This window comes from Streptomyces sp. CA-288835, assembly GCF_050936385.1.
Taxonomy (GTDB): Bacteria; Actinomycetota; Actinomycetes; order Streptomycetales; family Streptomycetaceae; genus Streptomyces.
In genome coordinates this window covers 6,120,707-6,133,557 of record NZ_JBNJMW010000001.1, presented here as the reverse complement: position 1 = coordinate 6,133,557, position 12,851 = coordinate 6,120,707, and the positions used below count along the sequence as shown (strand labels likewise).

Below are 12,851 nucleotides of genomic sequence, written 5' to 3'. Positions count from 1 at the left end.
CACGCTAGCCGTTATGACCGAACGCATCATCGCCACCGACACCCGGGACGTCGGCGACCGGCCGCCGCCCGCGCGCTTCGCCTACGACCGGCACACCTGGAAGGAGATCGCGCATCTCCTGGCGAACCTGCCGGTGTCGCTGATCGGTTTCACGTACGTAGTGACGGTCCTGTCCACTGGCGCCTTCCTGACCCTGACGGTGATCGGTCTTCCGCTGCTCGCGGGCGGGCTGATGGGCGCACGTCTGCTGGGCAAGCTGGAGCGGGGCCGGGCCAGGGCGCTGCTGGGAGTACGGGTGGACGAGCCGAGTCCGCTGCCGTGGCGAGGCCGGGGCGGCTTCCTCCCCGCGCTGTGGATGGCGCTGAAGGACCCGGTCGGCTGGCGGACGGTGCTGTACGACTTCATGCGGTTGCCCTGGGGCATCCTCACCTTCACCATCACGCTGACCTCGTTGTTCGTTCTGTGGCCGGTGCTGCCGTTCATCGCGCGCGGGCTCGCCAACGCGGACCGGGCGATGGTCCGCGGACTGCTGTCGCCCTCCGACGAACTGGAGCGGCGCATAGCCGAGTTGGAGTCGGACCGGGGCGTGGTCGTCGACACGGCCGCGGCCGACCTGCGGCGTATCGAGCGGGATCTGCACGACGGAGCGCAGGCACGCCTCGTCAACCTCGCGATGGGGCTCGGTCTGGCCAAGGAGAAGCTCCTGGAGGACCCCGACGCGGCGGCGTCGATGGTCGAGGAGGCGCACGGCGAGGTGAAGATGGCGCTCCAGGAGCTGCGCGACCTGGCTCGTGGCATCCATCCCGCCGTCCTCACCGATCGCGGGCTCGACGCCGCCCTGTCCGCGGTGGCCTCCCGCTGCACGGTCCCGGTCAAGGTGACCGCCGACCTGCCGATGCGCCCCGCCGCGGCCATCGAGGGCATCGCGTACTTCACGGTCTCCGAGCTCCTCCAGAACGTCAGCAAACACAGCGGGGCGCGATCCGCCTCCGTAGACGTCTGGCGCTCGGACAACCGCCTGCTCATACAGGTCTGGGACGACGGCCGCGGCGGCGCCTCCCTCGACGGCGGCACCGGCATGGCGGGCCTCGCGGACCGGCTCGGCGCGGTAGACGGCCTGTTCATCATCGAGTCCCCCGTAGGCGGCCCGACAACGATCACGGCGGAACTCCCGTGGCGGGACCGCACGGAGGAGCCGGCACGGAGGTAGGCGGACGGCTGCGGGCGCGCTCGGGCGGGCGTCTGGGCTACGCGCCGTACGACTGCCTGCCGTACGACTGCGACTGCGACTGCCTGTCGTACGGCACTTCCAGCTGCACGGCCTTCTCCTGCCGTACGCCCCTGCTTGTCGTACGGCTAGGTAGGGAAAACCCCCGCCCCAAGACGCCGACGTACTCCATGGTCGGCGGGCCTGGCACCGAGCAGTGTGGAGCTACGACAGCGGACAACCGGACCGAACAGGAACCGAGTAGAAACGGACGGCAGCCATGGCGACGGAGTACGGACAGGGATACGGGCGAGACGCTGGGCCCGGATTCCTCGGGGAGGGCGTCGAGGGGCGGCGGCACCGGCTCCCGGCCGCACTGCGGGCGCCGTTCGAGGCGCGCAGCTGGAAAGAGTTCGGCTATCTGATGCTGAACCTGCCGGTCAGCATCCTGATGTTCACCTTCGCCGTGACGATGGTGTCGCTGGGCGCGGGCCTGCTGATCACGTTCCTCGGCATACCGGTGCTCGCGGCGGCGCTCGCGGGGTGCCGCGGGTTCGGCGCGCTGGAGCGGGCACGGGCTCGCGGGCTGCTGGGTCTGGACGTCGCGGCGCCGGAGCCGTTGCGGGTCCGGAAGCAGGGCCCGATGGCGTGGATGGGCGCGATGCTCAAGAGCGGGGCGTCCTGGCGGCATCTGCTGTACGCGGTGCTGCACTTCCCGTGGGCCGTGTTCTCGTTCGTGGTGGCGATCAACTTCTGGGCGTACGGCTGGGCCATGCTGACGTATCCGCTGTGGTTCTGGGTCTTCCCGGTATGGGTCGGACAGGACGGGCTTCAGCTGTACGGGGACGAGACGCACCGGATCTACCTGGACAACCCCTTCGAGATAACCGTGACGGCGCTGCTGGGGCTGCTGCTCACGCTGGCCACGCCGTGGATCGTACGGGCGCTGACGCTGGTGGACGGGCTGCTGGTGCGCGGGCTGCTCGGGCCTTCGCGGCTGGCGACGCGGGTCGTGGAGCTGGAGTCGGACCGCGGTGTCGTCATCGACACGGCCGCCGCCGATCTGCGGCGTATCGAGCGGGATCTGCACGACGGGGCGCAGGCGCGGCTGGTCGCACTGGCCATGGACCTGGGGCTGGCCAAGGAGAAGCTGGCGGAGGATCCGGAGGCGGCCGCCCGGATGGTGGGCGAGGCGCACGGCGAGGTGAAGACGGCGCTGCAGGAACTGCGGGACCTGGCTCGTGGCATTCATCCCGCCGTTCTCACCGACCGGGGGCTCGATGCCGCCCTGTCCGCGGTGGCCTCGCGTTGCACGGTGCCGGTTCAGGTCGAGGTGGACCTGCCGTCCCGGCCTGCGCCTGCCATCGAGGGCATCGCGTACTTCACCGCGTCCGAGCTGCTGCAGAACGTCAGCAAGCACTCGCGGGCGACGCGGGCGTACGTCGACGTCTGGCGCGTCGACAACCGCCTGATGCTTCAGGTCGTCGACAACGGTGCCGGCGGAGCGGATGCCTCCGGCGGTTCTGGCCTGGCTGGTCTCGCCGAACGCCTGGACGCGGTGGACGGAATCCTGGTCGTCGACTCTCCGGCCGGCGGGCCGACGCGCGTCACGGCGGAGCTGCCTTGGCGCCATGCGTCCGCCTCCGGCGGTTGAGCAGGGCGCCTACCGGGAGGGTGGGTGGGGTTCATGGGCGGCTGCGGGCCCGTCGTGGCTGATCGCGCAGTTCCCCGCGCCCCTTAAGGGGCGCTCCCCGAGCCGCCAGCCACAACGAACCCGTCACTTACTCACCGGCGGGAGGGGACGTGGGCCGGTGCGTCCTATGCCCGTCGCTTAGCTTCGGTCTGGGCACACCAGCACCCTGTGGAAGCAAGGGGCCGTATGCCCGCCCTGCGACGGGCTGACGCACCGGACCGCGGCCCCGCACCCACCACCCACCCAAGGGGCGCGGGGCTGTGTCAATTTGCGGCTCCGCCGCGTGGGCGCGAGCAACCACAACGCACCCGCACCCGCACCCGACAACCGACAACCGAACCCCCACGAACCCAGACCGCCCAACCACCGGAGGTGAAATGCTGGACCCTTACGCGCAAGCCTGCGCCGACTGGGGGGCCAGAAACCGTGGAGGACAGGGTGCAAGTGGTCATCGCTGAGGATTCGGTGCTGCTCAGGGAGGGCCTGACTCGGCTGCTGACCGACCGGGGGCACGAAGTCGTTGCCGGAGTGGGTGACGGCGAGGCGCTGATCAAGACCATCACCGAACTGGCGGCCCAGGGCACACTGCCGGACGTCGTCGTCGCAGACGTACGGATGCCGCCCACCCACACGGACGAGGGCGTCAAGGCCGCGGTGCAGTTGCGCAAACAGCACCCGGGACTCGGGGTACTCGTGCTCTCGCAGTATGTGGAGGAGCAGTACGCCACAGAACTCCTCGCCGGTTCCAGCCACGGCGTCGGCTACCTGCTCAAGGACCGGGTAGCCGAAGTACGTGAGTTCGTGGACGCGGTCGTACGCGTGGCCCGGGGCGGCACGGCGCTCGACCCGGAGGTGGTGGCCCAGCTGCTCGGCCGCAGCCGGAAGCAGGACGTACTCGCGGGACTCACCCCCCGCGAGAGGGAGGTCCTGGGACTTATGGCCGAGGGACGGACGAACTCCGCGATCGCCCGGCAGCTGGTCGTCAGCGACGGCGCCGTGGAGAAGCACGTCAGCAATATCTTCCTGAAGCTCGGCCTGTCCCAGAGCGACGGCGACCACCGACGGGTCCTGGCGGTCCTGACCTACCTGAACTCGTGATCCGGCCCCACCTGACCCGACAGCGGAACGCCACGTCCGTAGAACAGCGCCCTAGAACCACTCCGCAGAACAACGTCCTAGAACCAAAGGACGAGCCATGAGCGTCCTCAGAAAAAGAGGCCAGAGGGTGAATAAGTCGTGGCAAATCGGGGCGTCCCACGGTCTCAAGGTGGTGTCCATCATGCGAATGGCCGAGGGAAGGCGACCCTTACAGACGTAGGGTTGAAGGTGGGAGCGCTTGCGGGCAGGCCGCTCCCAGACAGCCGCCTCGAGGGAGGTCCAGTTCAGTGACCAGCCAGGTCAGTCCAACCGAACAGGCCGACGGAGCCGTCGTAGGAGAACAGCGCAAACCGGCGGGCGCGGGCGCGAAGGACGTGCGCCGCCTCGACCGGGTGATCATCCGGTTCGCGGGGGACTCGGGTGACGGTATGCAGCTCACCGGCGACCGCTTCACCTCGGAGACGGCGTCGTTCGGCAACGACCTGTCGACGTTGCCGAACTTCCCCGCCGAGATCCGCGCGCCTGCCGGGACCCTGCCGGGCGTCTCGTCGTTCCAGCTGCACTTCGCCGACCACGACATCCTCACCCCGGGCGACGCCCCGAACGTGCTCGTGGCGATGAACCCGGCCGCGCTGAAGGCCAACATCGGCGATGTGCCGCGCGGCGCCGAGGTGATCGTCAACACGGACGAGTTCACCAAGCGCGCGATGGCCAAGGTCGGCTATGCCGCGAGCCCGCTGGAGGACGGCTCCCTGGACGGTTACCACGTCCACCCCGTGCCTCTCACCACGCTGACGGTGGAGGCGCTCAAGGAGTTCGACCTCTCCCGCAAGGAGGCCGAGCGCAGCAAGAACATGTTCGCGCTGGGCCTGCTGAGCTGGATGTACCACCGGCCGACCGAGGGCACCGAGAAGTTCCTGAAATCGAAGTTCGCCAAGAAGCCGGACATCGCAGCGGCCAACATCGCCGCCTTCCGCGCCGGCTGGAACTTCGGCGAGACCACCGAGGACTTCGCGGTCTCGTACGAGGTCGCCCCGGCCACGACGGCGTTCCCGACCGGTACGTACCGGAACATCTCCGGGAACCTGGCCCTGTCGTACGGCCTGATCGCCGCCTCCCGCCAGGCCGACCTGCCGCTCTACCTGGGCTCGTACCCGATCACGCCAGCCTCGGACATCCTGCACGAACTCAGCAAACACAAGAACTTCGGCGTACGGACCTTCCAGGCCGAGGACGAGATCGCGGGCATCGGCGCGGCGCTGGGGGCAGCCTTCGGCGGCTCGCTCGCCGTGACCACGACATCCGGTCCGGGCGTGGCCCTCAAGAGCGAGACCATCGGTCTGGCCGTGAGCCTCGAGCTCCCGCTCCTCGTGATCGACATCCAGCGCGGCGGGCCGTCCACCGGTCTGCCGACCAAGACCGAGCAGGCGGATCTGCTGCAGGCGATGTACGGGCGCAACGGCGAGGCCCCGGTCCCGGTCGTAGCCCCGCGCACACCCGCCGACTGCTTCGACGCGGCTCTGGAGGCCGCCCGGATCGCGGTCACCTACCGCACCCCGGTGTTCCTGCTCTCCGACGGCTACCTGGCCAACGGCTCCGAGCCCTGGCGCATCCCGGACATCGACGAACTCCCGGATCTGCGCACGCAGTTCGCGCAGGGCCCGAACCACACCCTGGACGACGGCACCGAGGTCTTCTGGCCCTACAGACGCGACCCGGCGACCCTCGCCCGCCCATGGGCGATCCCGGGCACGCCCGGCCTGGAGCACCGTATCGGCGGCATCGAGAAGCAGGACGGCACGGGCAACATCTCATACGACCCGGCCAACCACGACTTCATGGTGCGTACGCGCCAGGCGAAGGTCGACGGCATCGACGTCCCGGACATCGAGGTCGACGACCCGCACGGCGCGCGGATGCTCGTACTGGGCTGGGGATCGACGTACGGGCCCATCACCGCGGCCGTACGACGGCTGCGCGCGGCCGGGGAGAGCATCGCGCAGGCCCATCTGCGCCACCTCAACCCGTTCCCGCGGAATCTCGGCGAGGTGCTGGGGCGTTACGACAAGGTGGTGATCCCCGAGATGAACCTCGGTCAGCTCGCCACGCTCGTCCGGGCGAAATACCTGGTGGACGCCCACTCCTACAACCAGGTCAACGGTATGCCGTTCAAGGCTGAGCAGCTCGCCACGGCTCTCAAGGAGGCCATCGATGGCTGAGACGACCACGGAAGGCACGGACACGATCGAGGCGCTTTCCCTTGTGCCCAAGGCCGAGGGCAAGCAGTCCATGAAGGACTTCAAGTCCGATCAGGAAGTGCGCTGGTGCCCCGGCTGCGGCGACTACGCGGTCCTCGCCGCCGTGCAGGGCTTCATGCCCCAACTCGGGCTGGCGAAGGAGAACATCGTCTTCGTCTCGGGCATCGGCTGCTCCTCCCGCTTCCCGTACTACATGAACACGTACGGGATGCACTCCATCCACGGCCGCGCGCCCGCCATCGCAACGGGCCTGGCCTCGTCCCGGCAGGACCTGTCGGTGTGGGTCGTCACCGGTGACGGCGACGCGCTGTCCATCGGCGGCAACCACCTCATCCACGCCCTGCGCCGCAACGTCAACCTCAAGATCCTGCTCTTCAACAACCGGATCTACGGCCTGACGAAGGGCCAGTACTCCCCGACCTCCGAGGTCGGCAAGATCACAAAGTCCACACCGATGGGCTCGCTGGACGCACCCTTCAACCCCGTCTCGCTGGCCATCGGCGCGGAAGCGTCCTTCGTGGCACGCACCGTGGACTCCGACCGCAAACACCTCACCGAGGTCCTGCGCCAGGCCGCCGCCCACCCCGGCACCGCCCTGGTCGAGATCTACCAGAACTGCAACATCTTCAACGACGGCGCCTTCGAAGCCCTCAAGGACAAGCAACAGGCCGAGGAAGCCGTCATCCGTCTCCAGCACGGCCAACCCATCCGCTTCGGAACGGACGGCGCCAAGGGTGTCGTACGGGATCAGCTGACAGGTGACCTGAAGGCCGTCACCGTCACGCCGGAAAACGAGGCACAGATCCTGGTCCACGACGCGCACTCCCCGTCCCCCACGACGGCGTTCGCCCTGTCACGCCTGGCCGACCCCGACACCCTTCACCACACTCCGATCGGCGTCTTCCGGTCGGTGGACCGGCCGGTGTACGACACCCAGATGTCGGACCAGCTGGACACGGCGATCGAGCAGAACGGGAAGGGCGACCTGGCGACGCTGCTGGCGGGCGGGGACACCTGGACTGTCGTGGGCTGAGCGGTAGTTGGGCCTGAGGGCTTGGGCGTTGCGGTACGTGCATGACGTACCGCAAGGGCCAGGCCCTCACGTCACTCGTCGCGGAGCGGAGAGGGCCTACTCCCTGGCGGCGTCATACTCCTCGCGCGCCTTCAGCACCGCGTCCATGCGGCGCGACGTCCAGTCGGCCAGGGCACGCACCTGCTCGGCGGCCTCGCGGCCCAGGTCCGTCAGTGAGTAGTCCACCCTCGGCGGGATCACCGGCTTCGCGTCCCGGTGGACCAGCCCGTCCCGCTCGAGTGTCTGCAAGGTCTGCGTGAGCATCTTCTCGCTGACGCGCCCGATGGCACGGCGCAGTTCGCTGAAGCGATGCGGGCGGTCCAGGAGCTGGATCAGGACTAGGACGCCCCAGCGGCTGGTGACGTGTTCCAGCACGAGGCGATGCGGGCACATCGCCTCGCCCTCGACGTTCCACTTGGTGACGGACGCGTTGACGGGTGTCTTGACGGATGCGCTTACGGCCATGCAAGTACCTTACTTCAAAGTGGGTACTTTCCAATAGTTAGTGCAGCCCCTAGGGTTAGTGCATACCCACCAACAAGGAGCTGCAACATCATGAGCATCGTCGTCACCGGAGCCACCGGACACCTCGGCCGTCTCGTCATCGAAGGCCTGCTGGAGAAGGTCCCGGCCGACCAGATCACGGCTGTCGCCCGCAGCGAGGAGAAGGCCGCCGACTACGCGGCTCGCGGCGTGAAGATAGCCGTCGCCGATTACAGCGCTCCCGAGACCTTCGACAACGTCTTCTCCGCCGGCGACAAGGTGCTGCTCATCTCCGGCAGCGAGATCGGCAACGACCGCGTGGGCCAGCACAAGGTCGTTCTCGAAGCCGCCAAGGCCGCCAGGGTCGCGCTCCTCGCCTACACCAGCGCTCCCGGCAGCCTGACCGCCGCGCTGGCCGACGACCACCGGGGCACCGAGGCCGCGATCCTCGAGTCCGGCGTGACGTACACCCTGCTGCGCAACGGCTGGTACCACGAGAACTACACCGAGAACCTGGCCCCGGTCCTCGAGCACGGCGCCGTCGTCCAGGCCGCCGGCGAGGGCAAGGTCTCCTCGGCCTCCCGCGCGGACTACGCAGCCGCCGCCGTGGCCGTGCTGACGGGCGAGGGCCACGAGAACAAGACGTACGAGCTGGGCGGCGACATCGCCTGGAGCTTCGCCGAGTACGCCGCCGAGGTGGCCAAGCAGTCCGGCAAGGAGATCGCGTACAGCCCCGTATCCGTCGAGGTCTACACGGGCATCCTGACCGGCGTCGGGCTGCCCGAGCCGGTCGCCGCGACCATCGCCGGTGTGGACGCGTCCGTCGAGAAGGGCGAGCTGGTCGTCACCAGCGGCGACCTGTCCCGGCTGATCGGCCGCCCGACCACGCCGATCGCGGACTCGATCGCGCTGGCGCTCAAGGGCTGACCTGCTCGACCTGCCCCGTGGATCCCACCCCCGCTGGTAATGACCGTATCGTGGATACGGCCATGACAGGCGGGGGTGTTCGGCGCTACCGTCGTGAACGGCTGCGCGCTCGCAGCCGCGCGAGAGGGGAGAGGCCGTGCCGGTGGAGTCCAGGGGTGAGCGGCGGATAGGCCTGCTGAACGGCTTCGCGGCGTACGGCATGTGGGGACTCGTCCCCCTCTTCTGGCCGCTCCTCGAGCCCGCCGGAGCGGTCGAGATCCTCGCCCACCGCATGGTCTGGTCGCTCGGGTTCGTCGCGATCGCGCTGCTGGTGATACGGCGCTGGGCCTGGGCCGGCGAACTGCTGCGGCAGCCGCGCAGACTGGGCCTGATCGCGATCGCGGCCACCGTGATCACCGTCAACTGGGGCGTCTACATCTGGGCCGTGAACACCGGCCATGTGGTGGAGGCGTCCCTCGGCTACTTCATCAACCCGCTCGTCACCATCGCGATGGGCGTCCTCCTTCTGAAGGAGCGGCTGCGGCCCGCCCAGTGGGCGGCGGTCGGCATCGGCTTCGCCGCCGTACTCGTGCTGACCATCGGTTACGGGCAGCCGCCGTGGATCTCCCTCTGCCTCGCCTTCTCCTTCGCGACGTACGGTCTGGTGAAGAAGAAGGTCAACCTCAGCGGTCTGGAGTCGCTGGCCGCAGAGACAGCGATTCAGTTCCTGCCCGCGCTCGGCTATCTGCTGTGGCTGGCGGGGCAGGGCGACATGGCGTTCGGAGCCGAGGGCGCCGGGCATGCGGCGCTGCTGGCGGCGACTGGGGTGGTGACGGCGGCGCCGCTCGTCTGCTTCGGGGCGGCGGCGATCCGCGTACCGCTGTCCACGCTCGGGCTGCTCCAGTACCTGGCACCGGTGCTGCAGTTCCTGCTCGGCGTCCTGTACTTCCGCGAGGCCATGCCCGCCGAGCGGTGGGCTGGGTTCGCGCTGGTGTGGGCCGCGCTGTCGCTGCTGACGTGGGACGCGCTGCGGACGTCACACCGGGCGAGACTGACACTGCAGGCGGCGGGGGCCGAGGTGGACGTCCCGGAGATCCAGAGGCCGGCCTCGAGCCCCAGCCCCAGGCTCTGAGGGTCAGTAATCGGCGTCCTTGCCGTCGTCAGTACGTCAGAAATCCAGTACGTCAGTAATCCGCGTCCTTGCCGATATACAGCCCCGCGAACCCGGCAGCGGCGGTGGGCGAGGCGAGGGTCCGTCGCAGCCGGGCCGCGGTGATGCCCGCCCGGAACGGGTCGCCGGACGAGGCGCCGTGGTAGATGTCCGACAGCCACGTCGAGAACTCCTGGTACTGCCACACCCGCCCCAGACAGGCCGCCGAGTAACCGCTGAGCCCGCTCTCGTCGCCCTTGCCGCAGTACGCGACGAGCGCGTCGCCCAGCAGCAGGGCGTCGTGGATCGCGAGGTTCATGCCCTTCGCGCCGATCGGCGCCAGGAGGTGCGCCGCGTCTCCGGCCAGATACAGCCGCCCGTACGCCATCGGCTCCACGACGTAGTTGTGCATGTCCAGAACCCGCTTCTCGATCAGCCGCCCCTCGGTGAGCGGCTGGGCCCCGCCCGCCGAGAGCCGCTCGTGGAGTTCGGCCCAGACGCGTTCGTGGGACCAGTTCTCGGGGTCGTCGCCGGGCGGGCACTCCAGGTAGTAGCGGGTGACCTGCGGGCTGCGGGCCATATGTCCGGCGAAGCCCCGCGGATGGACACCGAAGACGACGCAGTCGTTGGACGGCGGCGCCTCGGCGAGCAACGCCAGCCAGCCGATGCCGTACTCGTGCCGGGCGATGCCGACATGCTCCGGTGGCAGGCACGCCCGGGTGACACCGCGCGCACCGTCGCAGCCCGCGACGGCCGCACAGTCGAGTCGTACGCGCTCACCCGTGTCCGGATCCGTGTACGACACCGAGGGCTGATCCGAGTCGATGGCGCCCAGCTCCACGTCGCGTACGCCAAAACGGATGTCACCGCCCCGCTCATCCGCGTACACGCGCACCAGGTCCGTCACCAACAGCGGCTGGGGATAGGCGAAGTGATGGTGCCCGGACAGGTCGCCGTACCGGAACCTGTGCCGCTCCCCCGCGAACCGGAACTCGCACTCGCTGTGCACCTGGGCGTTCTCCAGCAGCCGGTCGGCAAGGCCACGCCGCTCCAGGGCGCGCACCGCCCACTCCTCCAGGAAGCCCGCGCGAGGCCGCTGCTCGATGAACTCCCTGCTCTCCGCCTCCAGCACCACACAGTCCACGGAGGCGGCACGCAGGATATTGGCGACGGTGAGCCCGGCGGGACCGGCACCCACGACGACGACCGAGGTGCGCTCCGTACGCTCTGTGGAGGTGGGGGCGGTGGTGTCCGTCATGGGGACATTATGTCGGCGGTAACCGCACTGTGCGGCGTGCCGCGCATCCTCAACTCACCGACTTCTGGGCCGGGTTGGCGCCAGTCCCGGCGCTCGCCTCGGCAGTCACTCCGGCCACCCGCCTCCCCCGACCGCCGCGCAGACCGAAGGACGAGAGCAGCGCTCCCAGCGTCACCATCACGACGGGCACGATCAGCGCCGTACGGAACGCGGACAGGGTGGACTCGGGGTCCGAACCCGGGGAGGAGGCCAGGCCATACACCGCCGTCACCGCCGAGATGCCGAGCGCCGCGCCGAACTGGGTCGCAGTGTTCAGCAGGCCGCCCGCCAGGCCCTGCTCGGACTCCGTGACGCCGTCCGTCGCCGCGATCGTGAGCGGACCGTAGGCCAGGGCGAAGGCGATGCCCGATATGAGGAGCGTGGGGAACATCGCGGCGTACGTCCAGTCCATGCCGACCGGCAGGAAGAGCCCGTACGCGACGATCCCCAGGACGAAGCCGCCGAGGATCACCCGGCCGTTGCCGAACCGGTTGACTAGACGGGGCGTGAGCGTCGGCGCCAGAATCGCGTCGCAGCCCATCACCACCAGGGCTATCGCCGTCTGGAGGGACGACCAGCCGCGCAGTTCCTGCAGATAGAGCGTGACGACGAACTGGAAACCGAAGAAGGCCCCGACGAAGAGCAGCGCCCCGAGGTCGGCCCGTACGACCGACGCCTTGCGCAGAATGCCCAGGCGTACGAGGGGCGCAGGGCTGCGGCGTTCGACGACGACGAATGCGGCGACGAGAAGCCCGGCGGCAACGGCTGCCCCGGCCGTCAACTGCCAGCCGTCCAGGCCGTGTTCGAGACGTATGACGGCATACGCAGCGAGCAGCATGGCTCCGGCGGCAGTGACGGCACCGAGGAAGTCGAAGCCCTGGCGACCGGCTGCCGCATGGTGGTCGCTCGCGGCCTGGCGGACAGCTTCGGTCTCGCTGTCGGATGCGGTCTCGCGCTCGACTGCAGTCTCACGGTCGGCAGCGGTCTCGGGGTCGGCTGCGGTCTCGCGGTCGGCTGCGGCTGTTTCTGTCGTACGGGGCTGGGGGCGCCCGTCCGCTACGTCCTGCCGGCCTCCGCCGGTCTGGGCCGGAATCAGGCGCACCGCCGCGATCAGGATCGCCCCCGCGAGCAGTACCGGTGCGAAGAAGACCCAGCGCCAGCCGAGCTGGGTCAGCAGGCCGCCGATGACCAGGCCGAGGGAGAAGCCGCCGGCCCCCGTGCCCGCGAAGACGAGCAGGGCCTTGTTGCGCTGCGGGCCTTCCTCGTACGAGGTCGTGATCAGGGACAACGCGGCCGGAGTCATGAACGCCGCCGAGACGCCCGTGACGAAACGGGCCACGATCAGCATCCAGCCCTCCGTGGCGAAACCGCCGAGCCCCGAGAAAGTGAGGAAGACGGTGAGCCAGAGGAGGAACATCCGGCGTCTGCCCAGGAGGTCGGCCGCCCGACCGCCGAGCAGGGTGAAGCCGGCGTAACCGAGCACGTATGCGCTGATCACCCACGCCGCCGCGTTCGTGGACAGGTCGAGATCGGCCCGGATGGAGGGGATCGCGACGGCCAGCATGGCGACATCGATGCCCTCGAGGAAGATCGTTCCGCAGAGAACGAGCAGCAGGGCCCAGGCGCGGGTGCCCATGGCGGGACTCCTTCGAGAGAGGGCGGCGAGTCACAGGCGGTCACTCGACTG

At 69.2% G+C, this 12,851-nt stretch carries 10 protein-coding genes; 7 read left to right on the top strand and 3 right to left on the bottom strand.

The annotated features are described in order from the left end of the window. The first annotated feature begins 13 nt into the window (after positions 1 to 13). The 5 genes from ACQEVY_RS27980 (at position 14) to ACQEVY_RS27960 (ending at position 7,289) form a co-directional block, all read left to right on the top strand. Positions 14 to 1,210 (top strand): sensor histidine kinase, encoded by a 1,197-nt coding sequence (locus tag ACQEVY_RS27980; RefSeq protein ID WP_432952179.1) that lies wholly within the window; start codon positions 14 to 16, stop codon positions 1,208 to 1,210. 277 nt (positions 1,211 to 1,487) lie between these two features. Then, positions 1,488 to 2,861: a sensor histidine kinase gene (locus ACQEVY_RS27975; RefSeq protein ID WP_432952178.1), complete on the top strand. Its 1,374-nt coding sequence runs from the start codon at positions 1,488 to 1,490 to the stop codon at positions 2,859 to 2,861. 477 nt (positions 2,862 to 3,338) lie between these two features. Further along, positions 3,339 to 3,998: a response regulator gene (locus ACQEVY_RS27970; RefSeq protein ID WP_432952177.1), complete on the top strand. Its 660-nt coding sequence runs from the start codon at positions 3,339 to 3,341 to the stop codon at positions 3,996 to 3,998. 287 nt (positions 3,999 to 4,285) lie between these two features. Then, the gene (locus ACQEVY_RS27965) at positions 4,286 to 6,217 is read left to right on the top strand and encodes a 2-oxoacid:acceptor oxidoreductase subunit alpha (protein WP_432952176.1); all 1,932 of its coding nucleotides are present in this window, start codon (positions 4,286 to 4,288) and stop codon (positions 6,215 to 6,217) included. Next, positions 6,210 to 7,289 carry a 2-oxoacid:ferredoxin oxidoreductase subunit beta gene (locus ACQEVY_RS27960; RefSeq protein ID WP_432952175.1) on the top strand — a complete coding sequence of 360 codons (1,080 nt, stop codon included), beginning with the start codon at positions 6,210 to 6,212 and terminating at the stop codon, positions 7,287 to 7,289. Before ACQEVY_RS27965 ends, ACQEVY_RS27960 begins: the two co-directional genes overlap by 8 nt. Positions 7,290 to 7,385: 96 nt before the next feature. On the opposite strand, the gene ACQEVY_RS27955 is transcribed toward ACQEVY_RS27960, so the two are convergent. Further along, entirely contained in the window at positions 7,386 to 7,793 is a 408-nt protein-coding gene (locus ACQEVY_RS27955) for a winged helix-turn-helix transcriptional regulator (RefSeq protein ID WP_432952174.1), read from the bottom strand. Between the two features lie 90 nt (positions 7,794 to 7,883). Between ACQEVY_RS27955 and ACQEVY_RS27950 the strand changes: the two genes are divergently transcribed. Further along, positions 7,884 to 8,738, top strand: a complete 855-nt coding sequence (locus ACQEVY_RS27950; protein ID WP_432952173.1) for an SDR family oxidoreductase — start codon at positions 7,884 to 7,886, stop codon at positions 8,736 to 8,738. A 199-nt stretch (positions 8,739 to 8,937) separates the two neighbouring features. Beyond that, the gene (gene rarD, locus ACQEVY_RS27945) at positions 8,938 to 9,849 is read left to right on the top strand and encodes an EamA family transporter RarD (RefSeq protein WP_432955431.1); all 912 of its coding nucleotides are present in this window, start codon (positions 8,938 to 8,940) and stop codon (positions 9,847 to 9,849) included. Between the two features lie 52 nt (positions 9,850 to 9,901). On the opposite strand, the gene ACQEVY_RS27940 is transcribed toward rarD, so the two are convergent. Together ACQEVY_RS27940 and ACQEVY_RS27935 are read right to left on the bottom strand one after the other, a co-directional pair. Continuing rightward, the gene (locus ACQEVY_RS27940) at positions 9,902 to 11,125 is read right to left on the bottom strand and encodes a 4-hydroxybenzoate 3-monooxygenase (protein WP_432952172.1); all 1,224 of its coding nucleotides are present in this window, start codon (positions 11,123 to 11,125) and stop codon (positions 9,902 to 9,904) included. Positions 11,126 to 11,174: 49 nt separating this feature from the next. Next, the gene (locus tag ACQEVY_RS27935) at positions 11,175 to 12,800 is read right to left on the bottom strand and encodes an MFS transporter (RefSeq protein WP_432952171.1); all 1,626 of its coding nucleotides are present in this window, start codon (positions 12,798 to 12,800) and stop codon (positions 11,175 to 11,177) included. Positions 12,801 to 12,851: the final 51 nt, after the last annotated feature.

Excerpts from the sequence above, each read along its gene's own strand:
- ACQEVY_RS27980 (WP_432952179.1), top strand. The coding sequence starts at position 14 with ATGACCGAACGCATCATCGCCACCGACACCCGGGACGTCGGCGACCGG.
- ACQEVY_RS27975 (WP_432952178.1), top strand. The coding sequence starts at position 1,488 with ATGGCGACGGAGTACGGACAGGGATACGGGCGAGACGCTGGGCCCGGA.
- ACQEVY_RS27960 (WP_432952175.1), top strand. The coding sequence starts at position 6,210 with ATGGCTGAGACGACCACGGAAGGCACGGACACGATCGAGGCGCTTTCC.
- ACQEVY_RS27955 (WP_432952174.1), bottom strand. The coding sequence starts at position 7,793 with ATGGCCGTAAGCGCATCCGTCAAGACACCCGTCAACGCGTCCGTCACC.
- ACQEVY_RS27950 (WP_432952173.1), top strand. The coding sequence starts at position 7,884 with ATGAGCATCGTCGTCACCGGAGCCACCGGACACCTCGGCCGTCTCGTC.
- rarD (WP_432955431.1), top strand. The coding sequence starts at position 8,938 with ATGTGGGGACTCGTCCCCCTCTTCTGGCCGCTCCTCGAGCCCGCCGGA.
- ACQEVY_RS27940 (WP_432952172.1), bottom strand. The coding sequence starts at position 11,125 with ATGACGGACACCACCGCCCCCACCTCCACAGAGCGTACGGAGCGCACC.
- ACQEVY_RS27935 (WP_432952171.1), bottom strand. The coding sequence starts at position 12,800 with ATGGGCACCCGCGCCTGGGCCCTGCTGCTCGTTCTCTGCGGAACGATC.